This is a genomic window from Paraburkholderia sp. HD33-4 (genome assembly GCF_021390635.1).
Classification (GTDB): Bacteria; Pseudomonadota; Gammaproteobacteria; order Burkholderiales; family Burkholderiaceae; genus Paraburkholderia.
Map to the genome: position 1 here is coordinate 265,146 of NZ_JAJEJS010000002.1, position 24,169 is coordinate 289,314.

26 protein-coding genes are annotated in these 24,169 nt (G+C 64.9%); 19 read left to right on the forward strand and 7 right to left on the reverse strand.

Going from position 1 to position 24,169, the window contains the following annotated elements; all coding sequences use genetic code 11:
• Positions 1–154: 154 nt before the first annotated feature.
• A complete protein-coding gene (locus L0U84_RS21115) occupies positions 155–448 on the forward strand; it encodes a DUF1330 domain-containing protein (protein WP_233852403.1) in 294 nt (97 codons plus the stop codon).
• A 52-nt stretch (positions 449–500) separates the two neighbouring features.
• On the opposite strand, the gene L0U84_RS21120 is transcribed toward L0U84_RS21115, so the two are convergent.
• From L0U84_RS21120 to L0U84_RS21130, 3 genes are all read right to left on the reverse strand, one after another.
• Positions 501–1,352 (reverse strand): carbohydrate ABC transporter permease, encoded by an 852-nt coding sequence (locus tag L0U84_RS21120; protein WP_233852404.1) that lies wholly within the window; start codon positions 1,350–1,352, stop codon positions 501–503.
• Positions 1,349–2,239 carry a carbohydrate ABC transporter permease gene (locus L0U84_RS21125; protein ID WP_233852405.1) on the reverse strand — a complete coding sequence of 297 codons (891 nt, stop codon included), beginning with the start codon at positions 2,237–2,239 and terminating at the stop codon, positions 1,349–1,351. The genes L0U84_RS21120 and L0U84_RS21125 overlap by 4 nt, the downstream gene beginning before the upstream one ends.
• Before the next feature lie 174 nt (positions 2,240–2,413).
• Positions 2,414–3,646 carry an ABC transporter substrate-binding protein gene (locus L0U84_RS21130; protein WP_233852406.1) on the reverse strand — a complete coding sequence of 411 codons (1,233 nt, stop codon included), beginning with the start codon at positions 3,644–3,646 and terminating at the stop codon, positions 2,414–2,416.
• A gap of 319 nt (positions 3,647–3,965) precedes the next feature.
• On the opposite strand from L0U84_RS21130, the gene L0U84_RS21135 reads away from it, so the two are divergent.
• The 3 genes from L0U84_RS21135 to L0U84_RS21145 all read left to right on the forward strand — a co-directional run bounded on the left by L0U84_RS21135 (position 3,966) and on the right by L0U84_RS21145 (position 6,844).
• A complete protein-coding gene (locus L0U84_RS21135) occupies positions 3,966–4,739 on the forward strand; it encodes an SDR family oxidoreductase (protein WP_233852408.1) in 774 nt (257 codons plus the stop codon).
• A gap of 64 nt (positions 4,740–4,803) precedes the next feature.
• Positions 4,804–5,886 (forward strand): ABC transporter ATP-binding protein, encoded by a 1,083-nt coding sequence (locus L0U84_RS21140; RefSeq protein WP_233852410.1) that lies wholly within the window; start codon positions 4,804–4,806, stop codon positions 5,884–5,886.
• A 94-nt stretch (positions 5,887–5,980) separates the two neighbouring features.
• The gene (locus L0U84_RS21145) at positions 5,981–6,844 is read left to right on the forward strand and encodes a MurR/RpiR family transcriptional regulator (RefSeq protein ID WP_233852412.1); all 864 of its coding nucleotides are present in this window, start codon (positions 5,981–5,983) and stop codon (positions 6,842–6,844) included.
• A 156-nt stretch (positions 6,845–7,000) separates the two neighbouring features.
• Here L0U84_RS21145 and L0U84_RS21150 read toward each other — a convergent pair whose 3' ends face one another.
• On the reverse strand, positions 7,001–7,480 hold the full coding sequence (locus tag L0U84_RS21150; protein WP_233852414.1) for a hypothetical protein: 480 nt from the start codon (positions 7,478–7,480) through the stop codon (positions 7,001–7,003).
• 314 nt (positions 7,481–7,794) lie between these two features.
• Here L0U84_RS21150 and L0U84_RS21155 point away from each other — a divergent pair, with 314 nt between their 5' ends.
• Positions 7,795–9,030: a YbfB/YjiJ family MFS transporter gene (locus L0U84_RS21155; protein ID WP_233852416.1), complete on the forward strand. Its 1,236-nt coding sequence runs from the start codon at positions 7,795–7,797 to the stop codon at positions 9,028–9,030.
• A 23-nt stretch (positions 9,031–9,053) separates the two neighbouring features.
• Here L0U84_RS21155 and L0U84_RS21160 read toward each other — a convergent pair whose 3' ends face one another.
• The 3 genes from L0U84_RS21160 to L0U84_RS21170 all read right to left on the reverse strand — a co-directional run bounded on the left by L0U84_RS21160 (position 9,054) and on the right by L0U84_RS21170 (position 11,881).
• A complete protein-coding gene (locus L0U84_RS21160) occupies positions 9,054–9,428 on the reverse strand; it encodes a GtrA family protein (protein ID WP_233852418.1) in 375 nt (124 codons plus the stop codon).
• A 91-nt stretch (positions 9,429–9,519) separates the two neighbouring features.
• Positions 9,520–10,581: a glycosyltransferase family 2 protein gene (locus L0U84_RS21165; protein ID WP_233852420.1), complete on the reverse strand. Its 1,062-nt coding sequence runs from the start codon at positions 10,579–10,581 to the stop codon at positions 9,520–9,522.
• Positions 10,582–10,594: 13 nt separating this feature from the next.
• Positions 10,595–11,881: a glycosyltransferase family 87 protein gene (locus L0U84_RS21170; RefSeq protein WP_233852422.1), complete on the reverse strand. Its 1,287-nt coding sequence runs from the start codon at positions 11,879–11,881 to the stop codon at positions 10,595–10,597.
• Positions 11,882–12,553: 672 nt separating this feature from the next.
• Here L0U84_RS21170 and L0U84_RS21175 point away from each other — a divergent pair.
• The 14 genes from L0U84_RS21175 (at position 12,554) to L0U84_RS21240 (ending at position 24,155) form a co-directional block, all read left to right on the forward strand.
• Positions 12,554–12,766, forward strand: coding sequence for a hypothetical protein (locus L0U84_RS21175; protein ID WP_233852423.1), 213 nt, complete (start codon positions 12,554–12,556; stop codon positions 12,764–12,766).
• 100 nt (positions 12,767–12,866) lie between these two features.
• On the forward strand, positions 12,867–13,037 hold the full coding sequence (locus tag L0U84_RS21180) for a Flp family type IVb pilin (RefSeq protein ID WP_233852424.1): 171 nt from the start codon (positions 12,867–12,869) through the stop codon (positions 13,035–13,037).
• 67 nt (positions 13,038–13,104) lie between these two features.
• Positions 13,105–13,275, forward strand: coding sequence for a Flp family type IVb pilin (locus L0U84_RS21185; protein ID WP_233852425.1), 171 nt, complete (start codon positions 13,105–13,107; stop codon positions 13,273–13,275).
• Positions 13,276–13,305: 30 nt separating this feature from the next.
• Positions 13,306–13,848: an A24 family peptidase gene (locus tag L0U84_RS21190; RefSeq protein ID WP_233852426.1), complete on the forward strand. Its 543-nt coding sequence runs from the start codon at positions 13,306–13,308 to the stop codon at positions 13,846–13,848.
• Positions 13,849–13,884: 36 nt separating this feature from the next.
• Entirely contained in the window at positions 13,885–14,706 is an 822-nt protein-coding gene (gene cpaB, locus L0U84_RS21195; protein WP_233852427.1) for a Flp pilus assembly protein CpaB, read from the forward strand.
• A 113-nt stretch (positions 14,707–14,819) separates the two neighbouring features.
• Positions 14,820–16,748: a type II and III secretion system protein family protein gene (locus L0U84_RS21200; protein ID WP_233852428.1), complete on the forward strand. Its 1,929-nt coding sequence runs from the start codon at positions 14,820–14,822 to the stop codon at positions 16,746–16,748.
• 21 nt (positions 16,749–16,769) lie between these two features.
• Positions 16,770–17,084: a hypothetical protein gene (locus L0U84_RS21205; protein WP_233852431.1), complete on the forward strand. Its 315-nt coding sequence runs from the start codon at positions 16,770–16,772 to the stop codon at positions 17,082–17,084.
• 68 nt (positions 17,085–17,152) lie between these two features.
• Positions 17,153–18,364: an AAA family ATPase gene (locus tag L0U84_RS21210; protein WP_233852433.1), complete on the forward strand. Its 1,212-nt coding sequence runs from the start codon at positions 17,153–17,155 to the stop codon at positions 18,362–18,364.
• Between the two features lie 36 nt (positions 18,365–18,400).
• A complete protein-coding gene (locus tag L0U84_RS21215; RefSeq protein ID WP_233852434.1) occupies positions 18,401–19,762 on the forward strand; it encodes a CpaF family protein in 1,362 nt (453 codons plus the stop codon).
• 52 nt (positions 19,763–19,814) lie between these two features.
• A complete protein-coding gene (locus L0U84_RS21220) occupies positions 19,815–20,792 on the forward strand; it encodes a type II secretion system F family protein (RefSeq protein WP_233852435.1) in 978 nt (325 codons plus the stop codon).
• 28 nt (positions 20,793–20,820) lie between these two features.
• A complete protein-coding gene (locus tag L0U84_RS21225; protein WP_233852436.1) occupies positions 20,821–21,789 on the forward strand; it encodes a type II secretion system F family protein in 969 nt (322 codons plus the stop codon).
• 52 nt (positions 21,790–21,841) lie between these two features.
• A complete protein-coding gene (locus tag L0U84_RS21230; protein ID WP_233852437.1) occupies positions 21,842–22,294 on the forward strand; it encodes a TadE/TadG family type IV pilus assembly protein in 453 nt (150 codons plus the stop codon).
• Positions 22,291–22,785: a TadE/TadG family type IV pilus assembly protein gene (locus L0U84_RS21235; protein ID WP_233852438.1), complete on the forward strand. Its 495-nt coding sequence runs from the start codon at positions 22,291–22,293 to the stop codon at positions 22,783–22,785. The genes L0U84_RS21230 and L0U84_RS21235 overlap by 4 nt, the downstream gene beginning before the upstream one ends.
• A gap of 50 nt (positions 22,786–22,835) precedes the next feature.
• Positions 22,836–24,155, forward strand: coding sequence for a pilus assembly protein TadG-related protein (locus tag L0U84_RS21240; RefSeq protein WP_233852439.1), 1,320 nt, complete (start codon positions 22,836–22,838; stop codon positions 24,153–24,155).
• The last annotated feature ends 14 nt before the right edge of the window (positions 24,156–24,169 follow it).

The following is a 24,169-nucleotide window of genomic DNA, read 5'->3' on the forward strand; positions in this document are numbered from 1 at the left end:
GTCCGTCACTCGAAATGTGCAAAGGCAATCCTAGTGCACAAAACGTTCAATAGCGAACTACACGAACAACCCACGCCGCTTTGCTACTATGTAAAACCGCGACTGCTTTGGTCCGCATTAGTCCCGCATGGGTCCATCACACAAGGAGATTCGAATGAGCAAAGGTTATTGGGTGTCGTCGTACCGCAAGACGAACGATCCGCAGAAACTGGCCGCATACGCGCAACTGGCCCCGGCTGCGGTGGCGGCGGCGGGCGGCAAGTTTCTCGTGCGAGGTGTGGCGGACGAGGCGCGCGAGCAGGGCCTCAAGGAGCGCACGGTCGTGATCGAGTTTCCGAGCTACGAGCAGGCCGTGGCCGCTTACGAAAGCGAGGAGTACAAGAAGGCGCTGGCCGCTTTGGGCGACGGCGTCGAGCGTGATCTGCGCATCGTGCGCGGTACCGACTAACGCGCAGCCCGCATGTGAACGCTGCGCGGCACATGCCGCGCAGCCCAGCCAGCTACTTCACCGCGCCCAGCGCGAGTCCCTTCACCATATAGCGCTGCAACCACGCAAACACGATCGAAACCGGCAACGTCGCGCACAACGTCGCGGCCATCACCAGATGCCATTCGACCACGTACTTGCCCGCCACCATATCGGTCACCTGCACGGTCAGCGTCTTGTTCTCCGGCGAGCGGATCAACGTATAGACGACCGCGAATTCGTTCCACGCGTTGATGAACGTGAAGATCGCCGTCACGACGATGGCCGGCACAGCAAGCGGCAAAAACACCTTGAACACCGCGCGCGTGCGGCTGCAACCTTCGAGCCACGCGGACTCCTCGAGATCCTGCGGCACGGTCTGAAAGTACGACGACAGCATCCACACCGCGAACGCGATATTGAACGCCGCGTACGACACGATCACGCCGATCCGCGAATCCACCAGATTGCCGTCACCCCACGGAATCATCGCGGCGAGCCGGAACAGGCCGACCACCAGCAAGATCGGCGAGAGCATCTGCGTGACCAGCAGGAACTGCCGGTACAGGCCGCGTCCGCGAAACGGAAAGCGCGCGAGCGCATAAGCGGCGGGCAGGCTCACCGCGAGTGCGAGCGCCGTGGACAGAAAGCTGATGATCGCGCTGTTGCGCAGCGCGACGCCGAAGTTGGCGGCCTCCCACATGTCGATGAAATTGCGCCACTGCCACTGCACCGGCAGCCAGCGCGCCGGATAGACGAAGATCTCCGACGCGGGCTTGACCGCGGTGAAGAACATCACCGCGAACGGAAACAGGATGACGATCACCAGCGGCGTCAGCGCGATCCAGCACCACAGCGAGCGTTTCGTTTTCGCGCTCAGACTCATGACGGCACTCCTTCTTTCGCGCGTTGCAGACGCAGATAAGCGATCGAGAACGCGAACAGCATCACGAGCATGATCAGCGAAACCGCGGCCGCTTCGCCGGGGCGTCCAAGCCGGAAGCCGAGTTCGTACAGATACGTGACGAGGATGTGCGTGCTGTTGTCGGGGCCGCCTTGCGTCATCACCCAGATGATCGGAAACGAGTTGAACACGTAGATCACGTTCAGCAGGATCGCCATGTTGATGAACGGGCGCAGCAGCGGCATCGTCAATTGACGGAACTGCTGCCAGGCGCTCGCGCCATCGATACGCGCGGCTTCGTAGATATCGCCCGGCACCGAAGACAGGCCGCCGAGAAAAATCGTCACCGTGAACGGAACGGACACCAGAATGCCGACCGCGATTTCGACGGGAAACGCGAACTCGGGTGTCGCGAGCCAGTGAATCGGGCCGCCGATCAGACCGAGCCGCTGCAGCGTCACGTTGACCATGCCGTAATCGTCGTTGAAGGCCCAGCGCCAGACGACGGCGGTCATCGTCAGCGAGACGGACCACGGCAGCATGACGATCGTGCGCGCCACACCGCGGCCGTGAAAGTCCTGATTCAGAATCAGTGCGACAGGTACCGAGATCAGCACCGTGCCGCCCACCACGCACACGGTCCAGATGATCGTGCGGCGTACCGAAGCGACGAACACTGGGTCCTGAAACACGTTGATGAAATTCTGCGCGCCGGTGAAGTCGCGAATCGCGCCGAAGCGCGATACCTCATGCAGCGATTGCCACACGATGTTGAAAATCGGATAGCTGATGATGAACAGCGCGAGCACGAGGCTCGGCGCAATCAGCAACCAGGGCGCTTGCGCGCGCGGAGAAACGGAACGGCTCATGCGTGCTCGATCGTAAGACGCGCCCACCTTCAAACGGTGGGCGCGACGGAATGGGCCGGAGAGTGCATCGTGCTGCGCCGGCTCGATTGCGCAGATGGCGCGGCGCAGAGCGCGACGCCGTCGTAACGGCGCCGCGCGTTTCCGGTTCGCCTCGCTACTGCCAAAAGCCGCGTATCAATGCCCGAGCGACTTGTTCGCCTGCGTCGCCGCCGCATTCAACGCGTCAGCCGGTTGCGCCTTGTTCAGGTAGATCGCTTGCATCCCGTCGGTCACGGCCTTCGCGGTGTCTTCCCAGCCGGTCACGGTCGGCGCGAAGTGAGCCGTGGGCAGCAACGCGATGAAGGCCTTGACGTCCGGATCGTTGAACGCCGGGTCCGCCGCTTCTGCCTTGGTGGTCGGCAGGAAGCCTTCGGTCGTCGTGAACTCGACGCGCGGTTCCTTCGTAAACAGATAGTCGAGGAACTTCCATGCGGACTTCTTCACCTTCGAGTTCTTGAACATCACGATCGAGTCGGTGACCGCATAAGTGGCGTGCGTCGTGCCCATCGGCACCGGATCAATGCCGTACTTGAGGTTCGGCGCTTCCTTCTTGATCTGCTTCGCGAGGAACGGCGCGGAGATCACCATCGCGACGCGGCCCTGCTTGAACAGGTTCTGCACGTCTTCGCGGCTATAACCGGTGACGCCCGGTTGCGTGAGACCCTGGTCGATCATCTGCTTGTACATCGTCGCGGCCTTCACGCCCGCCGGCGAATTGAACGCGGCCTTGCCGTCCTTGCCGACCACGTCGCCGCCCATCGTCCACAGCGCGTAGTAATAGTAGACGTCGGTTTCGATTTCCTTGCCTTGCAGGCCGAAGCCAGCGATGCCTTGCGCTTTCAGCTTCTTCGATGCATCGATCACCTCGTTCCAGGTCTTGGGGCCGTCGGGGTAGCCGACCTTCGCGAGCAGGTCCTTGTTGTAGTACAGCGCGCGGGCGGAAGCGGCGATCGGCAGGCCGTAGGTCTTGCCGTTGATCTGGCCAGGAGCGAGGAACGGTCCGATGAAGCGGGCCTTGAAGTTCGCGTCCATATAGCCGTCGAGCGGCTCGGCGACGTCGTCCTTCACGAAGTCGAGCAGCCAGCGCGTGCCGACGATCGCGAGGTCCGCGTTGGCGCCGCCGGAGATGTCCGTTTGCAGCTTCTGTTGCAGCGTGTCCCAGTTCACGTCTTCGATCTTGATGGTCGTGCCGGGGTTGGCCTTCTCGAAGTTGCGGGCCATTTTCTCGAAGTACGGCGCGGTCGCGTCGCTGTAGTGAGCGACCGTCACGCGGACCGTGTCGGCGTGGGCCGAGACGGCGATACCTGCAAACGCGAGCGCCATGGCGACTTTGCCTAGCGCGAGGGAAGCACGGGCATGCAATGACATTTTTCTCTCTCCTGGGGGTGGTTTGCTGCCGTCGCCGGCCGCCTTGGGTAAATTGTTTGAAAAAATCCTACATGACGCAAAATAGCTTGTCACGTAGGGTCTGCGATATTTCTTCCCGGGTTGTTTTGTGCATAAGATGTTGTAAAGCATGGAGTATTCTGCACTGCGCGATGATCTGAAAACCCACTCTTCGGGATATTCCGGCAGTCGTTGCAAGTTGTCCATGTAGGAAATTTACAGCACGGCGCGCCGCGCGAAGCGGGTGGCGGAAGGCGTCGGCAAGTCGGCCGAAACGGCCGGGCGATCGAGCGAGGAACACATGGATCGTGTCGTATTGGTAACGGGCGCGTGCGGCGGTATCGGCAGCGTGTTATGCGAGCGCTTCGTCGAGGCGGGCGACACCGTGCTCGCGCTCGACATCGACGCGGCCGCGCTGCAATCGTTGAGCGCGGGGCTCGGCGCAGACAAGGTCGTGCCGGTCGCGGTCGATCTCGGCGACGCCGCCGCGGTGCAGCAAGCGGTGGCCGCGGCGGTTGCGCAGCACGGACCGGTCGACGTGCTGGTCGCGAACGCGGGCGCGGCGCTCGGCGCGTCGCTCGCGAGCACCGACGCCGCGAGCTGGCAGCGCGACATCCATTTGAATCTGAACGGTACGTATCACACGGTCGAGGCGGTGCGCGCGTCGATGATCGAACGGCAGCGCGGCGCGCTCGTGCTGATCGGCTCGGTGAACGGTCTCGCCGCACTCGGTCATCCCGCGTATAGCGCCGCGAAGGCCGGCCTGATCAGCTATACGAAGGCGCTCGCGATCGAGCTGGGCCGCTACGGCATTCGCGCGAACATCGTGTGTCCGGGCACCGTGAAGACGCAGGCGTGGCAGGCGCGCGTCGACAAGAATCCGCAGGTGTTCGAGGAGCTGAAGAAGTGGTACCCGTTGCGCGACTTCGCGACGCCCGACGACATCGCCGACGCGGTGCTGTTTCTCGCGTCGCCGCAAGCGCGCGTGATCACCGGCGTCGCGTTGCCGGTCGACGGCGGCTTGATGGCGGGCAACCGGTTGATGGCGCAGGAGCTGACGCTCGAGTCGTTCTGAACCGAGCGCGGCGCGCGCCATAGGACACCCGCAATCCAACACGCAGCAAGACAATGAGGACAGCATGGCAGCAGTGCAACTGAGCGGCATCTTCAAACGCTATGGCGACACCCAGGTCGTGCACGGCATCGATCTCCACATCGACGACGGCGAGTTCGTCGTGCTGGTCGGTCCGTCGGGCTGCGGCAAGAGCACGCTGATGCGGATGGTGGCCGGGCTCGAGGAAATCAGCGGCGGCGATCTGATGATCGGCGGCACGCGCGCGAATGCGCTCGCGCCGCAGCAGCGCAACATCTCGATGGTGTTCCAGAGCTACGCGCTGTATCCGCATCTGTCGGTTTATGAAAACATCGCGTTCGGCCCGAGGATTCGTAAGGAATCCGCGGAGAAATTCAAGCCGCGCATCGATGCGGCCGCGAAGATGCTGAACCTCAGTGGCTATCTGGACCGCTTGCCGCGCGCACTGTCGGGCGGTCAGCGGCAACGCGTCGCGATGGGCCGCGCGGTGGTGCGCGAGCCGTCGCTGTTCCTGTTCGACGAGCCGCTGTCGAATCTCGACGCGAAGCTGCGCGTGCAGATGCGCACCGAAATAAAGGCGCTGCATCAGCGCTTGAAGAACACGGTGATCTACGTCACGCACGATCAGATCGAAGCGATGACGATGGCCGATCGCATCGTCGTGATGAACGCGGGACGTATCGAGCAGATCGGCCGGCCGCTCGAACTCTACGACCGGCCGGCGAATCTGTTCGTCGCGAGCTTCCTCGGCTCGCCGTCGATGAATTTCGCCGCGGGCGTGATCGTCAATCGCACGCAGGGCGCGGGCCTCGCATTGAGGCTCGCGGACGGCAGCGAGGTCGCGCTCGAACGCCCGCCCGCATCAGCCGTGGTCGGCGCGAAGGTCACGCTCGGCGTGCGGCCAGAGCACATCGAGATCACGACGCAAATACCGGATGCCGCGCTCGACGTCGAAGTGATCGAGCCGACTGGCGCCGAGACGCACTTGTACGGGAAAATCGGCGGCACCACGTGGTGCGTGACCACGCGCGAGCGCTCGAAGATCGAGCCCGGTCAGCGTGTCGCGCTGCGTCTGCCGGCCGAACACATTCATCTGTTCGATACGGAGAGTGGACGCAGGCTGGTCTGAACCGCGCGCGGCTCGAACTTTGAGCGGGCCGCTTGAAGCCGAGGAAGCTGCGAGCGACGCGGATCCACATGTAACAGCCCCTAAGGAACACCGGGTGTCCGCACCGAACTTGATTCCCCATATCCGCAGCGCACTCGCGAGTCTGCGGCCCGCCGAGCGCAAGGTCGCCGAGATGGTGCTCGCCGACGTCGACTTCGCGATGCGCGCGAGCATCACCGAACTCGCGCAGCGCGCCGACGTGTCCGAGCCTTCCGTCACGCGTTTTTGCCGCGCGATCGGTGCGCACGGTCTGCGCGACTTCAAGATGCAGCTCGCGCAGAGCGTGGCGGGCGCAATGCCGTATGCGTCGACCGCGGTCGCCCGCGACGACGACGTGCAAACCTTGATGGACAAGGTCGGCGAAGCGGCGATCGACGGCATCACGCATGCGCGCGGCGCGCTCGATCCTGCCGTGGTCGAAAGCGCGATCGCTGCGCTTTCGAGCGCGAGGCGGGTGTTTTTCTTCGGCGTGGGTTCGGGCTCGGGGCTCGTCGCGCAGGATGCGGCACTGCGGTTTTTGCGCATCGACATCGCGGCGGCCGCGTTCACCGATGGTCATTTGCAGCGTCTCTACGCGGGCCTGATGGAGCCCGGCGACGTCGCGTTTGCGATCTCGCACTCGGGGCGCAGCGTCGAAGTGAATGAAAGCATCCAGATCGCGAAGGAGCGCGGCGCGACGACGATCGCGCTGACCAACGTCGGCTCGCGGCTCGCATGGCTCGTCGACATTCCGCTGCTGCTGCGCGTGGCGAGCCCGATCGATCCGAACACACCGGGCGTGTCGCGGCTCGTGCATCTGTGCATCATCGACGCGCTCGCGATCGGCGTCGCGCTGAAGGCCGGGCCGCAGACGCTGGAGAAGATGCGGCATGCGAAGGCGCGGCTCGTGCCGCATGAGCCGGAAGGGGCGGGCGGGTAGGGCGCGTATCTCTGTATGAAGCGGTGATCGACATGGGTCGCGGTTTCGACGATGCGCGGAGCCTTGCCGCCCATCGGCGGATTGGTCATCTGCCACTCAGTCTCAACCAGGCTTCCGTCAAGGTCGTCCGGCTCACGGGACCATCTGCAAACGTCCTCAGTGCATGTAGGTGACGCGGCGCGCCTGCACGTCGAGTTCGACGCCGGCGTCGAGCAGATCGATCGCGAACCAGCGCAGCAGCTTCAGCACGCCGCTGACCGCCGGCGCGGGCAGCCATTCGCCGAGCATGCGCAACGCGGCGCCGCTATGGGTTTTCTGCAGCAGCGCGATCGATTGCAGCATCACGGCCTCATCCTTGCCGAGCTCGGTCGCGCAGCGGCAGCGCATGTCGAGCGGCCGATACGACACACGCATCAACGAGCGCATCAGCAGATCGAAGTGCTCGATGCCGTCCTGACGCAAGCCGGCGTCGCTCAGGATGTCGCGCCAATGCAGACTGCCGCGCGCGCTTTCGCAGGCCGGCCGCAGCCACGTGCGCACGGCGCTGAGCACCGTGTGATCGGGCGCGCCGGCGGCGTCGAGCGGAAGGTCGTCGATCAGTTCGGGGCGGCTGTCGTGTTGAGAGCGGAAGTTCATCGAGGCTCCTCGTTGGACACAGTCCGGAAAGTCGCGCTGGTCACTTGGGGCGCGGCCGCGTCGCGGGTCGGATTGAAAGTCGGGTGATCTGCCATGCGGTGAATCATGGAACAAAACTGTCGTTAATGCAAATCATTCTCATTTGAGAAGTCCTCGGAAAGCGCTCGGGTCTTGCTCTTCGCATCCGACCTAATGCAACTAACCGTCAAACCGGAACGTCGCTCCCGGCTATCATGGCAATCTGCCGCATGCGCCCAACTCACCATCCAACCAGAACCGGCCCGCAGCGTTTCCCGTCCACGTCCGTCCCGCCCATGTCCTCCCGTTCCGCCGACACCTCATCGAACGCTCCAACCACGACCAGCGCACAACGCCTGCCGACACTGCGGCTCGCCGCCGCGCTATCGCTCGGCAGCGCGATCGCGCTCGGCTTCGCGCGCTTCGCGTACGCGCTGTTGTTGCCGTCGATGAAACTTGACCTCGGCTGGAGCTTCGCGCAGGCCGGTGCGATGAACACCGCCAACGCGCTCGGCTATCTGCTCGGCGCGCTGGTGTTTCCGCGTCTCGCGCGCCGCTGGTCGGCGAGCGCGCTGTTCGCGGGCGGCTGTGTGCTGACCGCGCTGCTGATGGCAGGCGGCGGCCTCACCGCCGACACGCATGCGCTACTGACACTGCGCGTGATCACCGGCGCGAGTAGCGCGGCGACCTTCATCGGCGGCGGCGTGCTCGCGGCGCGGCTCGCGTCGGCGCGGCCGCGCGACGCGGGGCTCGTGCTCGGTCTGTATTACGGCGGTACCGGCTGGGGGATCGTGGCGTCGTCGGTGCTGGTGCCGGTGACGATCCTCGACGCCGCCCACGGCTGGCAGTTCGCGTGGTTCGCGCTAGCAGCGGCTTGCGCGCTGTTCGCCGCGGTCGCGATCGGCGCGTCGCGCAGGATCGAGCGTGCGCACATGGGCGCGGCTGCCGCGACGCACACAACCGGCGCCACCGCTGCGCCGCGCTGGCCGCACTTCGCGGCCGCGCTTGCGGGATACGGACTGTTCGGCGTCGGCTATATCGGCTACATGACGTTCATCGTGGCGCTGCTGCGCAACGCCGGCATGAGCGCGGCGGTCGTCACCGGTTTTTATCTGCTGCTGGGTGCGGCGACCGTGGTGTCGGCGAGGATCTGGTCGACGCTGCTCGATCGCATGCGCGGCGGCCAGGCGCTCGCCGTGCTCAACGCGCTGCTGGCGATCGCGACGCTGCTGCCTGCGCTGTTCACGCAGCCGTGGGTCGCGTTCGTTTCGGGCACGCTGTTCGGCGCGACGTTCTTATCGGCGGTTGCGTCGACGACCGCCTTCGTGCGCCACAATCTGCCCGCAAGCCACTGGGCGAAGGGCATCAGCGCCTTCACGATCGTGTTCGCGTTCGGGCAGATAGTCGGACCTGTCGTGATCGGCTGGGTCTCAGATGGCGCCGGGCTCGCGCGCGGGCTCGTGTATTCGGCACTGCTGCTTGCGGCCGGTGCGGTACTCGCGGCGTGTCAGAAGGCGTTGCGCGCGGCGTAAGTCGCGCTACGCGTGCTTTGTATTTACCGATACGTCCAGCACCGATGCGCGACGGACGTGAGCGGCGGCACCACGCACACGACGAGCGCGATACCAAGCGCGGGCGAGCCGCCCGCAAGCTGCGTCAGCCGCGATACGAGCGCGGTCAACGTCAGGCCACCCAGCGATACGAGCGTGAAGCGACCAGCATTCATCACCTCGGGCAGCGCCGAAAGACGCCAGAACGTGTTCAACAGATATGAGGCCGCCGTCGCCCAGGTGAACGCGATTGCGTTGGCCCACGCCGGCGACATGCCGGCGTCGGCAATCAGCGTCAGCGCGATGCATACATGCAGGCCGGTTGCGATGACGCCGCCCGCGCCAAAGCACGCGAGCTTGACCCGTTCGACCAGAATCATCTCCACGCTCCGTCGCGCCTGCGCAGGATCGCGAACAGCGACACGCCGTAATCGAGGCATGCGTAGGCAGACATAGCCAATTCCTCAACGCTCATTGACCCACGACGCGAACCCGCGGCGCGGCACGCCTGCGTGTCAACTCGACGCGCGCCACATGCGGCGCGCGCGCATCCTGACGCACGCCCGGCAGCATGCTGACCTTGCTCTTCGCCTGATAGCGACGCCGCACCAGATAAACGGGCCGCTCCTTCGACTCGTAGTAAATGCGGCCGACGTATTCGCCGATCACACCGATGCCGATCAGCTCGATGCCGCCCATGAACAGCATCACCGAGATCGTCGACGCGTAACCGGGAACCGGATTGCCCGACCACAGCGTGCGGCAGATGATGAACCCGCCATACAGGAACGACAGCGTCGCGATGGACAGCCCGATATAGGTCCAGCTGCGCAGGGGCACCGTGCTGAAGCTCGTAATGCCTTCGAGCGCGAAATTCCACAGCCGCCAGCCTGAGAACTTCGAGTGGCCCGCGCTGCGCGGCTCGCGTTCGTATTCGACGATCACGGTGCGGTAGCCGACCCAGGCGAACAGGCCTTTCATGAAGCGGCGACGCTCCGGCAGGCTGCGCAGCGCGTTGACCACCTGACGATCGATCAGCCGGAAGTCGCCGACATTCTCCGGCAGCTTCACTTCGGACAGCGCGTTGTGCACGCGATAGTAGAGCGAGGCCGCGGTGCGTTTGGCGAACGTATCGCACAAGCGGTTCGTGCGTTTGGCAGCCACCACTTCCGCGCCCGCGTGCCAATGCTCGACCATCACAGGGATCAGGCTCGGCGGGTCCTGCAGGTCCGCGTCGATCGGAATCACCGCGTCGCCGAAGGCTTCGTCGATGCCGGCGGTGAGCGCCGCTTCCTTGCCGAAGTTGCGCGTCAGATCGATCACGCGAATGCGCCGGTCGCGACCGCTCTGCGCGATCAGTCGATCGAGCGTGGCGTCGCTGCTGCCGTCGTTGATGCAGACGATCTCGAAGCGCGTGCCCTCGATCGATTCGAGCACCGGCACGACCGCCGCGAAGAAGCGTTCAACCGCGTCCTGCTCGTTGTAGAACGGCACGACGAGCGAGATCAATGGCGTGTTGGTATGGGTTGACATGACGCTTCCCCGTTTATCGGATTATTTGAGTGGCATACGAATAGGCGAGGGCGGCACGCTCGTCGCGCCCCTCGCTGCCCACGCGCACACGGCGCAAGATGATCAGCAACATCAGCAGCAGAACGATCGGGCCGATCTGCGGCAATTCGGTGTTGCGGTTGAAGAGTTCGTAGGCCGGCAGCAGCCACGCGAGGGCGATCACGCTCTGCTCGCCGCGCAGCCAGCCCTTATCGATGCCGAACGCGGTCAGGCAGGCAATCGCGATGCCGAGCCACGCCAGTTCGTAGTGCCACACATACGGGTTCGTGAGCAGCGTGGCAACCACGAGACTCGCCGCGCGCAAGCGCGCATCGCGGGTGTTTCGCCACACGTGCCATGCGGCTGCCGCTGCGACTAGCCCCATGCAGGCTTGTGCCGTGAAGGCAAGGGCGATCGGCGTGCCGCCCTCGCGCAGCACCGCAAACGTGGTTGGGGACGCGAGCCAGTAGCCGCGGCAATGTTCGAGCAGCGTCTCGCGCGCGACGCCGGTGTTGACGAAGAAGAGCCGCACCGATTGCACGCCGCAAACGAACACGCTGAACGCGCCGAACAGCGCCGCGCTGAACGCGGCGGCGGCGAGCGTGCGCCACGCGCGCGCTGCGATCAGCACGAGCGGAAACAGCACGGCCATTTGCGGCTTGATTGCGAGCAGGCCGAGGCACAGCCCTGCGCGTACGGGATGACGACGCAGCCAATGCAGCGTAAGCGCGGCGATGCCGGCCGTCAGCAGCGAGTTCTGGCCGAAGATGGCCGGCACGAACACGCACGGGGATACCGCGACGACGAACCATGCGAAGCGCGATCCCCTGAAACTGTCGGCGAGGCCCGAAACGCGCAGCGTGCCCGCGCTGAACAGTGTGACGCCGGCGCAGACGAACACGAAGTACATGATGAGCGGCGGCAGCAGCGCGAGCGGCGAGATCAGCACGAGGAACGTCGGCGGATAAAGCCACGGCATCACGCTGTCGATACTGACACTCGAGAATAGCGCCCGCTGGATTCTGTCGAACGAGGCATGGTCGTAGACCTGCATGGCCGAACCGTGTAGCAGCCCATACGATGCCGACCAGAAAACCGTAAAATCCGCACCTGGTCGGTTGAAGTGCTGTTCGGTGAAACCGTGGCTCGCAAAGAACCACAACGTCAAGAGCAGCACGTACAGGACGCATATTCCGCAGCAATAGAACACCATGCGCTCGGGCGTGAGCCAGCCGTGGACCTCGCTGTCGCCGCTGCGCATGCGTAGTTGTGGTACGTACATGATCCCCGCCCCCGTGTGATCCGGATCAGGTCTGACGACCCTCCGTTCGATCTGTTTATTGATTCGGTCTTCTGAGTGTTCGCGCGCGACATCGAATCAAAAGCTGTGTCGTTGCGCGGAACCGGTCAGCTCATTGTTGGCGGAAAATTACTCGACTTTCAAGGGCGCGTTTTCCTGGTCGCGCGCCGCACACTCCCGATTCCGCCAAATAACGGGCCAAACGGCCAGCTCTATGTGCGCCAGCGCACCAAGCGGTCTCGCCGATGAGACGCTTTGGACCGCCGCGCCCTCCGGGAAAGGCGATTTCTCAGCGGAATTTCATTCTTACCGAACCAGGGAAAGTCCTGGGCAAAAAATGCCGAGCCTTGCACGGCGGGCCTCTCCGCGATCCGCGAAGTGTTCGGCCGGCCTCGCAAAACGTTGCGCATTCGGACATTTCGGACGCGAATTCGGCGCAACGCCGGGGGGCAGCCGGCTCGAACCCGCGTCGTAGCGTTGTTTTCGCAAAGCTGGCCCCGTCCTTGCGATAGGGAGTGCACGAAGTCGACGACACGATGCTGCGGACCAGAACAGGCAGCACACCATGGCGAGAGAGAAAGCCATCGTCGACAAACTAACGGGCGCAGGCCTCGAGCCGGCGCCAAGAAAAAAATCACGAAATGCGGGGGATGTATGCACAACAAGATCACGCGACTGCGCGGCGATAACAAGCCCATGTGCGGCGCACATCGTGCGGCCATGCTGCGCCAGCGGCACCCGGCCGCAATGCTGCGGCTCGCCCGGCAGCTGCCGCTTCACTTCCCCCGTTTCCTCCAGATCGTCTCGCCCAGCGTTGCGACCGTGCGGATCAAACACCGCGCGGCGCCGACCGGCCGGCGAAACTAGCCAGCAGTCTTCCGCAGTTCCCAGCAGTGCCCGCAGTGCCAACGCCCGCGCCAATCCTGGTAAAGGGTTCTATTAGTTAGTCATCCAGAGGAGTCTCATCATGAAGAACATCATCGCTACCGCAGCCCGTTTCGTTCGTGACGAAGACGGCGTGACCGCCATTGAATATGGTCTGCTCGCCGGTCTGATCGCATTGTTGATCATCAGCGGCGCCACCGCTCTCGGCAAGAATCTGCAAACGATCTTCAACAACCTCGCGTCGTCGGTCTGAGTCCAGTGCCGACGGACGAACCTCGCGATTCGTCCGTCGCCTTCCCTACCCGAGAAAGGAGTCTGTCATGAAGAATCTGATTGCCCGAGCGGCACGTTTCGTTCACGACGAAGACGGCGTGACGGCCATCGAATACGGCCTGCTCGCCGGCTTGATCGCGCTGCTGATTATCGGTGGCGTGACCGCGCTCGGCACCAATCTGCAGTCGATATTCAACAACCTCGCATCGTCGGTTTGACGCTGCTCCATCATCCACTACGAGATCATCATGACGCTGCCAACCCTGCCGCCACATCCTGTACCGCTGTGTGTGATCGTGCTGGTGATCGTGGCAGCGAGCACGGACATCACAGCGCGGCGGATTCCGAATCGCATGATTGCACTCGGACTCGCCGCCGCGCTCGCCGTGCAGATGTCGATACACGGCCCGCTTGCGGGCGCGCTCGACTGGCTGATCGGCGCCGCTTGCGGCTTCGCGGTGCTGGTGCCGTTCTATCTAATGGGCGGCATGGCCGCCGGCGACGTGAAGCTGCTGATGATGATCGGCGCGTGGGTCGGACCCGCGCTGACCTGGCGGATCGCGCTCGCCACTTTTCTGATCGGCGGGCTCTGGTCTTTGCTGATCGTGCTGTTCCGCGGCAGATTCGCGAGTTTGCTCTTGAATCTGCGGCAACTGATCGGCGGCCTCGTGATCGCCCCGCTCAGACGGCCGAACCTGATCGATGCTCAGTCCGAATCGGTTGGGTCGATTCCCTACGGCGTCGCAATCGCGGCCGGAACCCTCGGAATGCTGTTCGCGGCCGCGCTTTAGCCGGACGTTTCCACTGATCGATGCGGGAGTGTTGCCATGAAAAACAGTCGGGCTTTAGTGATGCTGACGATCGCCGTGCTGGCGGGTCTCGCGGCCGTGAGTTTCGCGTCGCGCTGGCTGCTGCAGACGTCGTCGAGCGCGGTGACGTCGGTTGCGGTGGCGTCGTCGGACATCGGTCTCGGCCAGCCGCTGAACCAGAACCTGATTCACATGGTCAGCTGGCCGACTTCGAGCGTGCCGCCCGGTGCGTTCGCCGACGGCAAAGCGCTCGAAGGGCGTGTGGTGCTGACGAGTCTCGCGCCCGGCGAGCCGGTGCTCGAATCGAAGCTCGCGCCGCAAGGCACCAAAGGTGGCTTGTCAGCGGTGATCGGCGAAGGCAATCGCGCAATCACGGTGCGCGTGAATGATGTGGTCGGCGTCGCGGGCTTCGCGCTGCCGGGCAACTACGTCGACGTGATCGTCAACACGCAGCAGGCGAACAAGACCGACACGCCGCAAAGCATCTCGAAGATCGTGCTCGAAAAGATCCTGGTGCTCGCGGTTGCGCAGCAGGTGAGCCGCGATGACACCGCGCCGAAAGTGGTCAACGCGGTCACGCTCGAGGTGACGCCAGAGCAGGCCGAGAAGCTCGACCTCGCGCGCAGCGTCGGCACGCTGTCGCTGGTGCTGCGCAACCAGGTCGACAAGCAGACCCCGAGCACCGGCGGCGCGACCAAGCTGACCTTGCTCGACGTCCCGGCGTCGGCGCCGGCGCCCGAAGTGCATCCGGTTCGCACGCACTATGCGGCGCGTCCGGCGCCCAAGCGCGATTGCGTCGGCGTGCTGTCGGGCGTGACCGGCAGCGTCGAATGTTTCTAGCGCGGTCGCGGCGCGCGGGTTTGCGCAAGTTCAGCTCAGGCGCCGCGATCTGAATCAGAAGGCAATCAAAAAGACGTCTCGGTTCACACCTATCGAGCGACGGGGGCAGCAACATGAAAACACAACAACGGTTCTCATCCGGTGGCGGCAAGCGGTGCCGCGTGCTCGGCAACACGGTGCTCGCCACCGCGCTCTGCGCCGGATTGACGGCCGCGCACGACAGCGCGGCGCAGATGATGGCCGCCGCGCAGATGCCGCCGGGCTGGGGCGCGCAAGCCGCGCCGTTGCCGGTCGGCCGGGGCGCGGTGCCGATGCTGGTCAGCAATACGCCCATTCCGACCGGCGCGACGAGCGGCCGGATGGTCGCCCCCGGGCAGTTGACGGGACCGAACTGCACCGGTGACATTCGCGACGAGTCGAACGTGTCGGTTGCCGTCGGCAAGTCGACTCTGGTTCCGCTCATCGAGCCCGCACGCAACCGCACGCTCGGCAATCCGGTGGTCGCCCAGGCGACGCTCGTATCGCAGCGCACGCTGTACGTGGTCGGCATGAGCGTCGGCACCACGAACATGATCGTGCAAGGCCGCAGCGGCGCATGCCAGATCATCGACGTGAGCGTCGGCGTCGATGCCGACGGGCTGCAACGCACACTCGCGCAACTGCTGCCGAACGAGCGCGGCATTCGCGTGTCGAGCGCGGCCGGCAACCTCGTGCTCGCGGGTCGCGTGTCGAGCGGGCAGGCCGCCCAGCAGGCGATGACCATCGCCGGCGCTTACGCGGGTGCGCAGCCCACGCAGCAAGACCAGTCGAGCACCGCGAGCTTTGGTAACGGCGGCTCGATCTCGCAGCAGAGCTCGAGTGTTAGTAAGGGTTCCGAAGTCATCAACATGCTGACGGTCGATTCGCCGCAACAGGTGATGCTCGAAGTGAAGGTCGCCGAGGTGTCGAAGACGCTGCTCAATCAGCTGGGCGCGGCGGTGAACATCCAGGGCGGCTTCGGTTCGTGGACCGGCGCGCTGGTGAGCAGCCTGCTCGCCGGAGTCAGCAGCGGTATCGCGGTGAGCAAGGCGAACAACAGGCCGTTCAATATCGCCGTCGACGCGCAGAAGAGCGACAGCCTCGGCAAGATTCTCGCGGAGCCGAACCTCGTCACGCTGAGCGGCCAGGAAGCGTCGTTCCTCGCGGGCGGCCGGGTCTTCATTCCGGTGCCGCAAAGCAACGGCACGGGCGGCTCGACGATCACGCTGCAGGAAGAAGAGTTCGGCGTCGGCCTCAAATTCACGCCGACCGTGCTCGCGGGCAGCCGCGTGAATCTGAAGGTCGCGCCGGAGGTGTCGGAACTGTCGCCGACCGGCGTCACCGTGACGGCGAGCGGAACGAGCAACACCGCGATCCTGCCGCTGATCACGACGCGGCGCGCGTCGACGACGGTGCAGATGAACGACGGCGAGAGCTTCGCGATCGGCGGGCTGATCCAGAACAACATCACCGGCGCGTTGAAGGCGCTGCCCGGCATCGGCGAAGTGCCGGTGCTCGGTGCGCTGTTTCGCAGCACATCGTTCCAGCAGGATCGCACGGAGCTGATCTTCATCGTCACCGTGCATCTGGTGAAGCCGCTGCCGGCGGGCGACTATCCGCTGCCGACCGATAGCTTCACGGGCGTGTCCGAAGGCACCGTCTACGCGACCGGCAACATGGAAGGCCGCCGGCCCGCGGCGCAGGCAGCGGGCGCCGCGAACCCGAACGCACCGCAGATGCCCGCGCAGCCGCAAACGCAACCCGCCGTGCCCGCACCGGTTCCGACGCCGGCGCCGACCGAAGGCTCGGCCGCACCTGCCGCGTTGCTGCCGCGTGACACCCAGGCGGACCGGCCCGCGCCGTCGGCTTCGGTGCCGCCACCCGACAAGACGACGGCAACGGCAGCGTCGGTGGAACCGACAGTGCAAGTTCAAGCGCAAACGAACGCCGAACCCGCGCTCGCCAAAGCCGACGCCGCGAGCCCGGGCAACCCGGCGCTCAAGGCCACTCAGCCCAACCAGTAACGCGCCGCGAAGGAGACTCTCATGAAACTCGAACATCTTCTGATCACGCGCCGCGCGGCGTTGCTGCTGACGCTGTGCGCCACGCTGGGCGGCTCGTTGAGCGGCTGCATGTCGAGCTCGCCGATCTGGGACGCGCACGTCGGCGACGCGGTGCGCACGGTGACGCAGATGCAGATCATCGATCCGCATGCGGGCGAGCACACGCCCTCGACGCCGGGCGTCGACGGCAACGCCGCGGTCGCCGCGCAGCAGCAGTACGACAAGTCGTTCCAGACTCCGGTCACGACGTTCAATCCGTTCGTGATCGGCATCGGCAGCAGCGGCGGCACTCAGTGATGGCGGACGCGTCGCACCTGGTGCAAGCGCCGCCCGACCGTTAATTCGACAGCTCGGTAGAGAACATCATGATCAACATCCTGGCTCTCTCTGAAGACGCCGCACGGCTCGCACAGATCGCGCATCTGAGCGGCGAAGCCGGCGACTACCGGATCACGCGCGCGATGGGCACGCCGTTGCTGCTCGGCGAACGCGGCGACACGCTCGATGCGTTCGACGTGCTGATCGTCGACGCCGCGTCGCTGAAGGACGCGGAGCTCGCGGTGGTGGAGCGTTTGCATCGCGAGCATGGGCGGCTCACCTGCATCCTGCTGATTCCCGACGCGTCGCCGCAAACGCTGATCGCGGCGATGCGCGCGGGCTTTCGCGACGTGCTGAACTGGCCGCTCGATTCGCGCCAGTTCGGCGACGCGTTGCAGCGCGCGCAGACGCAGAGCCTGCAAGGCGGCACGCGCGACACGCGGATTCTGTCGTTCGTGTCGTGCAAGGGCGGCGCGGGCACCAGCTTCATCGCCGCGAACGTCGCGCATGCGATCGCGACTCTGCCGCAGAAAAAGCGCGTATTGCTGATCGATCTGAACCAGCAATTCGCCGATGCCGCGTTTCTGGTCTCAGACCAGACGCCGCCGTCGACGTTGCCGCAAATCTGCGCGCAGATCGAACGTATGGACGCGGCGTTCTTCGACACGAGCCTCGTGCACGTGAGCGACAGCTTCCATATCCTCGCCGGCGCGGGCGACCCGGTAAAGGCGGCCGACATCAAGGAAGACCGCCTCGAGTGGCTGCTTGGCGTCGCCGCGCCGCACTACGACTTCGTGCTGTTCGATCTCGGCCAGACGCTGAACCGGCTGTCGATGCTCGCGTTGGATCGCAGCGACCAGATTCATCTGGTGCTGCAGCCGAGCATGCCGCACGTGCGCGCCGGCCGACGGCTGCAGGAGATTCTCTGCTCGCTCGGCTACGCGCAGGAGCAGATGCGGCTGATCCTGAACCGCCATACGCGGCACGGCGAGCGGCCGCGCGCGGCGCTCGAATCCGTGCTCGGCATGAGCGCGTATCAGGTGATCCCGGAAGATGCCGAAACGGTGGCCGATGCGATGAACCAGGGGCTGCCGGTGTCGAAGACCGCGCGCGGCAGCGGCGTTGCGCGCAGCCTGCAGGCGCTCGCCGAAAACATCGCGGCACGCGCGACCAAACCGGGGCGTTCGCGCGCCAAGGGCGAGTCGCTGTTCGGGCGGCTGCTCGGCCGCCAGCCGTCGCCGAAACTCGAAACGCTTTAACGCTCCAACGTCACACGATCAGAACAGGGGAACGTCATGTCGCTTCGTGAGCAGATTTCCGCGCAACGCGTGCAGCCGCTGGGCGAACGCCAGGACCCGGCGAGCGCCGGCATGTTGCGCGGTGCCTACCAGAAACTGAAACGGGAAATTCATCAGGCGGTGCTCGAACGCGTCGAGCTGGAACGGCTGTCGCGCATGCCGCCCGAGCAGGTTCGCCAGGAGATCGCGACGCTGATCGGCCGCATTCTCGAAGATCAGAAGGCGCCCGCCAACGATCTCGAACGGCGGCAGCTGGTCGGCGACGTGCACGACGAAATGTTCGGCTTCGGTCCGCTCGAAGTGCTGCTTCGCGACCCGAGCGTGTCCGACATTCTGGTGAATACGCATCGTCATACGTACGTCGAGCGCCGTGGCCGGCTGGAGCCGACCGACGTGACCTTCTACGACGACGCGCATCTGATGAAGGTCATCGAGAAGATCGTTTCGGGCGTCGGCCGCCATATCGACGAATCGAGCCCGATGGTCGACGCACGGCTGCCGGACGGCTCGCGCGTGAACGCGATCATCCGGCCCTGCGCGATCGACGGCCCGTTGCTGTCGATCCGCCGTTTCGCCGCGAATCCGCTGCAGGTCGCCGACATGATCGAGTTGCAGAGCCTGACGCCGCCGATGGCCGAAGTGCTCGACGCGCTCGCGCGCGCGAAGGTGAACATGCTCGTGTCGGGCGGCACGGGCAGCGGCAAGACCACCTTGCTCAACCTGCTGTCGGGTTTCATTCCAGGCGACGAGCGCATCGTCACGATCGAGGACGCGGCCGAGTTGCAACTGCGTCAGGAGCACGTGCTGCGCCTCGAAACACGCTCGCCGAACATCGAGGGCCGCGGCGAGATCACGCAGCGCACACTGGTGCGCAACGCGCTGCGGATGCGCCCCGACCGCATCATCCTTGGCGAGGTGCGCGGCGCCGAAGCGCTCGACATGCTGAACGCGATGAACACCGGCCACGAAGGCTCGCTGTCGACGATCCACGCGAACACGCCGCGCGACGCGCTCACGCGCCTCGAAAACATGATGACGCTCGGCGGCCTGTCGCTGCCGACGCGCACGATGCGCCAGCAGATTTCATCGGCGATTACGGTGATCGTGCAGGCTGCGCGCCTGACCGACGGCCGCCGCAAGATCATCAGCATCTCGGAGCTGACCGGCATGGAAGGCGACATGATCAACATGCAGGAGATCTTCGTGTTCCGCCGCTCCGGCGTCGATGCGAAGGGCAACGTGCGCGGCCATTTCTGCGCGACCGGCGTGCGGCCCAAATTCGCCGAGCGCTTGCAGGCATTCGGCGTGGCGCCGTCGGATCAGGTCTACGATCCGGCGCGGCGCTTCGAAACGACATGACGTGTAAGGGCAACGCGAGCGGACCGCTCGCCCGGTGCTTCAGGAGACTTGCATGAACCCGATTTTCTATGCGTCGATCATTCTGCTGTTCGCGGCCGTGGTGCTCGCAACGGGCGGCGTCTATGAGTATTGGAACAGCCGGCACGGCCCGGTCGCGCGCCGCGTCGATTCGCGGATTCGCGCGGTATCGGCCGGCGGTCCGATGAGCAAAGAGCGTCTGTCGATTCTGAAGTCGCGCACGATGGCGGACTCGGCGACGCTCACGCGACTGCTGCTGCACATTCCGCGCGTCCATGCGCTCGATCTGTTTCTGCAGCAGTCGGGGCTGTCGTGGTCGGTCGGGCGGCTCGTCGGCACCTGCGCGGTGTTGCCGCCGTTCGTGCTGATCGCGGGCGCGACCCTTGCGATGCCGTGGCCGTTCACAGTGGGCATCGCCGCGGTGTCCGCGCTGTTGCCCCTCATCTATGTGCAGCGGCGGCGCAACCGGCGTATCCGTCAACTCGAACGGCAGCTGCCGGACGTTTGCGACATGCTCGCGCGCGCGTTGCGCTCGGGTCATGCGTTCACCGGCGCGATCGATATGGTCGCCACTGAGTTCTCCGAACCGATGAGCGGCGAGTTCCGTATCGTGTTCGACGAGATCAACTACGGCGTGTCGATCAGCGAGGCGCTGACCAATCTCGCGACGCGGGTGCCGATTCGCGATTTGCGCTACTTCGTGATCGCCGTCGTGATCCAGCGCGAGACGGGCGGCAATCTCGCCGAAGTGCTCGACGGCATCACCGCGCTGATTCGCGACCGCTTCAAGCTGTTCGACAAGGTTCGGGTGCTGGCCGCCGAAGGCAAGATGTCCGCGTGGGTGCTCGGTCTTCTGCCGTTCGGCGTCGGCGCCGCGATGTTGTTGATCAACCCCGGCTTCCTGAACGTGCTGTGGCAAGACCCGGCGGGCGTCAAGATGATCGGGGTGGCGTGCGCCGGGATGCTGTTCGGCATTCTGTGGATGCGGCACATCGTGAAGATTCGCGTCTGAGCGGGCGACAGGTCATCGGAGAACGACCATGCAATCACTGAACATCACGCAGATTCTGTTGCTTGCCGGCGTATTCGCGATCGTTTTCGCGGCCGTGTTCGGCGCGATGTATCTGAGCACGCCGCGCGACATGAGCCGCCGCATCGAGCAGGCGGGCGGTGCGAATGCGGTGCCGACGGCGGAGCAACTCGACGCCGCCGCGCAGACGCCGTGGTACGAAAAGCTCGTCGAGATTTCGCAGCCGATCTCGAAGCTGTCGGTGCCGAAGGACGGCTGGGAGCAATCCGCGCTGCGCGTGCAATTGATGAACGCCGGCTGGCGCTCGGCCAACGCCGCACCGATCTATCTGGCCGCGAAGACCGCGCTCGCGCTGTCGTTGCCACTCATCGCGATGCTCGTGCTCTATGGCTCGTCGTTCGCGAACTCGCTGCTCGAACGGACGATCGTGCTGGTCGTGCTGGCCGCGCTCGGCTACTACCTGCCGAACGTCGTGCTGTCGCGCCGCACCGCAGCGCGCAAGCGCAGCATCGTCGAGGACTTTCCGGATGCGCTCGATCTGCTGACCGTGTGCGTCGAAGCGGGTCTGAGTCTCGATTCGTCGCTGATGAAAGTCGGCGAGGAAATCCGCCTGCGCAGCGCGGTGGTCGCGAGCGAGCTCGAGCTGATGCTGCTCGAAATGCGCTCGGGCTTCTCGAAGGAAAAGGCGCTGCGCAATTTTTCGCTGCGCACCGGTGTGGAAGACATCGACTCGTTCAGCGCGATGCTGATCCAGGCCGAGCGCTTCGGCACCAGCATCGGCGCATCGCTGCGCGTGCTGTCCGATACGCTGCGCACGCGCCGTCGGATGCGTGCCGAGGAGCGCGCCGCGAAGATCGCGCTGAAGCTGCTGTTTCCGTTGATGTTCTGCATTTTTCCGGCGCTGCTCGTCGTGCTGATGGGGCCCGCGATGATTCATATCTATCGCGATCTGCTGCCGAGCATGGCGGGTGGCGCATGACCACGCACTTCGTTGCGAGCGAATCGACATGTGGACAGAGCGGAGAGAGCCGGTGAAACGCACAAAACAACGCGGCGCGGCAACCGTCGAACTCGCGCTGGTGCTGCCGCTGCTGCTAGCGCTGATCTTCGGCATCGTGCAGTTTGGCTGGTTGATGAACAACTACCTGGTGCTGACCAATGCGGCCTCGCTCGGCGCGCATCAACTGGCGGCGGAGCGCGGTTACGCGTCGCCGGCCTCCGACGCGATTGCCGCGGTTCAATCGCAAACGGGTGCGCTGAACGGCACGGTGACGATCTCGATGAGTGTGGGCGGTACGCCCTGCACGAGCAATAGCGCGTGTGCCAGCGCTTTGGGTTCGAACACGCAGGCGCCGGCCGCCGGCACGCAGGCCACGGTGCAAATCGGCTATACGTTCGCGCCGCTGTTCGGTGGCAAGCTCGATAACCTCAAAAGCATCATGCCCGTCAGCTTGAGCGCCACCATGTCGGAGGTCGTGCAATGAGTGATTCCATTGGTCCGAAGCGCAGAGCGGCGCCGCCAGCGAGACGGAAGCAACAGAAGGGCGTCGCCGCGGTCGAGTTTGCGCTGGTCGCGCCGCTTCTGCTGCTGGTCATGCTCGGCCTCGCGCAGTTCGGCTGGCTGCTCGGCAACTACGTGATGGTCGCCAATGCGGCCTCGGCGGGCGCGCGCTATTTCGCATCGCAACGCGGCACCAGCACGCCGTACTCGGCCACGCAAGGTCAGGTGAGCACGTCGGCCGCGCTGTTGAAGACCTCGAACCTGTCAGTCGCGACGTCGGTAAACGGCGTCGCGTGCAGCAGCGATTCGAGCTGCGCCGCCGATCTGACCAGCGCAGGCGGCACGAGCGCGGTCGGCACGGCCACCGTGACCGTCACCTACACGTTTTCGCCGCTGTTCAAGGGCAGCCTGTCGGGTCTGTACGCGATGATGCCGACCGCGCTCAATGCGAGCGCGGTGGAGCGGGTGCAATGACGACGCATGAAGAACAGAAGCGGTGCAACCGTTTGAGAGGGCGTGAAATCATGAAAACAACCTACCGTAACCCGCATGGCACGCGTCGGCGCCAGCGCGGCGCCGTTTCCGTTCTGGTGGCGTTATCGATGGTCGCGCTGTTGGGCTTCGTCGCACTCGGCGTCGACTTCGGTTATCTGGCTTATAGCCAGCGGCGTCTGCAAAGCGCAACCGATGCCGCGGCGCTGTCGGGGGCAGTCGATCTCTGGACGCAATCGTGGACCACTGCGGCAAGCGACGCGCAGGCGTTCACGGCGGGGTACAACAACAGGCTGCCTGCCGCGGTCGTGCCGGCCAGCGCGACGATCACCGGCCTGAAGTTGTCGAGCGTCACGTTGCCGTACAAGCAGGCGGCGTCCGGCTACAACGGCATCCAGGTCACGCAGACGGCGACCGTGCCGCTCTATTTCGCGCGCGTGTTCGGCAAGAGTTCGCAGACCATTTCCGCGACCTCGCAAGCCGGGGCGGGCGGCGGCGCGGAGCCCGCGCTGTACAACGTGATGATCGTTCTCGACACCACGCGCTCGATGGCCACGACGACGGACAGCAACTGCACGAACTCGAAGGGTGCCGCGCTAACGCGGCTGGCGTGCGCTCAGGCGGGCGCGTTGAAACTGCTGACCGGCTTGACCAATGCGGGAGACAACGTCGGCCTGATGGCCTTTCCGCCGCAAACCTCGTCCACGTATAACTTTTCTTGCTCGGGTAAGTCGCCGACCATCGCAGGCAGCTATTCGGCGTCGGGCGCGAGTTACCAGGTCTCGTCGCTGAACACCGGCTATCTCGGCAGCAACGGTGCGGTCAGCACGAGCTCGGGCATCGTGCAGGCGCTGGGTGGCGGCAGTTGCGGCGGCATGTCGGCGCCCGGCGGTCTCGGCACGTTCTACGCGCAGGCGCTTACCGCCGCGCAATCGTCGCTCACCGCGTTGTCGTCGACACAGCACCCGCCGGGCCAGAACGTGATCATCCTGTTGAGCGACGGCATCGCGACGTCGTCGACGACCCAACTCGGCAGCACGTACAGCAGTACTTACGGCAGCGAGTGCCAGGCCGCGATCACTGCGGCGTCGAACATCAAGACCAGCACTGGCACTTTGATCTATACCGTCGCGTATCTGGGCGGTGAGGCCGCGTCGGCACCAAGTTGCGGAGACGGTAACGACAAGCTCACCGCGTGCAATACGATGCAGTCGATCGCTTCCGGTTCGTCGTATTTCTATTCGGACACCTGCGCGAATGCGGCGGGCGGCACGAACAGCCTCAATTCGCTGTTCAGCCAGATCGCGTACAGCCTGACCAAGCCGCGCCTGATTCCGCAAACCGCGAGCTGAAGCGCGAAGGGCTC

Bases quoted from the DNA above. Each gene is read 5' to 3' on its own strand.
- L0U84_RS21185 (WP_233852425.1), top strand. From the start codon at position 13,105: ATGAAGAATCTGATTGCCCGAGCGGCACGTTTCGTTCACGACGAAGAC.
- L0U84_RS21215 (WP_233852434.1), top strand. From the start codon at position 18,401: ATGTCGCTTCGTGAGCAGATTTCCGCGCAACGCGTGCAGCCGCTGGGC.
- L0U84_RS21165 (WP_233852420.1), bottom strand. From the start codon at position 10,581: ATGTCAACCCATACCAACACGCCATTGATCTCGCTCGTCGTGCCGTTC.
- L0U84_RS21135 (WP_233852408.1), top strand. From the start codon at position 3,966: ATGGATCGTGTCGTATTGGTAACGGGCGCGTGCGGCGGTATCGGCAGC.
- cpaB (WP_233852427.1), top strand. From the start codon at position 13,885: ATGAAAAACAGTCGGGCTTTAGTGATGCTGACGATCGCCGTGCTGGCG.
- L0U84_RS21200 (WP_233852428.1), top strand. From the start codon at position 14,820: ATGAAAACACAACAACGGTTCTCATCCGGTGGCGGCAAGCGGTGCCGC.
- L0U84_RS21115 (WP_233852403.1), top strand. From the start codon at position 155: ATGAGCAAAGGTTATTGGGTGTCGTCGTACCGCAAGACGAACGATCCG.
- L0U84_RS21180 (WP_233852424.1), top strand. From the start codon at position 12,867: ATGAAGAACATCATCGCTACCGCAGCCCGTTTCGTTCGTGACGAAGAC.
- L0U84_RS21205 (WP_233852431.1), top strand. From the start codon at position 16,770: ATGAAACTCGAACATCTTCTGATCACGCGCCGCGCGGCGTTGCTGCTG.
- L0U84_RS21235 (WP_233852438.1), top strand. From the start codon at position 22,291: ATGAGTGATTCCATTGGTCCGAAGCGCAGAGCGGCGCCGCCAGCGAGA.
- L0U84_RS21160 (WP_233852418.1), bottom strand. From the start codon at position 9,428: ATGATTCTGGTCGAACGGGTCAAGCTCGCGTGCTTTGGCGCGGGCGGC.
- L0U84_RS21155 (WP_233852416.1), top strand. From the start codon at position 7,795: ATGTCCTCCCGTTCCGCCGACACCTCATCGAACGCTCCAACCACGACC.
- L0U84_RS21210 (WP_233852433.1), top strand. From the start codon at position 17,153: ATGATCAACATCCTGGCTCTCTCTGAAGACGCCGCACGGCTCGCACAG.
- L0U84_RS21220 (WP_233852435.1), top strand. From the start codon at position 19,815: ATGAACCCGATTTTCTATGCGTCGATCATTCTGCTGTTCGCGGCCGTG.
- L0U84_RS21190 (WP_233852426.1), top strand. From the start codon at position 13,306: ATGACGCTGCCAACCCTGCCGCCACATCCTGTACCGCTGTGTGTGATC.
- L0U84_RS21240 (WP_233852439.1), top strand. From the start codon at position 22,836: ATGAAAACAACCTACCGTAACCCGCATGGCACGCGTCGGCGCCAGCGC.
- L0U84_RS21130 (WP_233852406.1), bottom strand. From the start codon at position 3,646: ATGTCATTGCATGCCCGTGCTTCCCTCGCGCTAGGCAAAGTCGCCATG.
- L0U84_RS21225 (WP_233852436.1), top strand. From the start codon at position 20,821: ATGCAATCACTGAACATCACGCAGATTCTGTTGCTTGCCGGCGTATTC.
- L0U84_RS21140 (WP_233852410.1), top strand. From the start codon at position 4,804: ATGGCAGCAGTGCAACTGAGCGGCATCTTCAAACGCTATGGCGACACC.
- L0U84_RS21125 (WP_233852405.1), bottom strand. From the start codon at position 2,239: ATGAGCCGTTCCGTTTCTCCGCGCGCGCAAGCGCCCTGGTTGCTGATT.
- L0U84_RS21175 (WP_233852423.1), top strand. From the start codon at position 12,554: ATGCACAACAAGATCACGCGACTGCGCGGCGATAACAAGCCCATGTGC.
- L0U84_RS21150 (WP_233852414.1), bottom strand. From the start codon at position 7,480: ATGAACTTCCGCTCTCAACACGACAGCCGCCCCGAACTGATCGACGAC.
- L0U84_RS21170 (WP_233852422.1), bottom strand. From the start codon at position 11,881: ATGTACGTACCACAACTACGCATGCGCAGCGGCGACAGCGAGGTCCAC.
- L0U84_RS21120 (WP_233852404.1), bottom strand. From the start codon at position 1,352: ATGAGTCTGAGCGCGAAAACGAAACGCTCGCTGTGGTGCTGGATCGCG.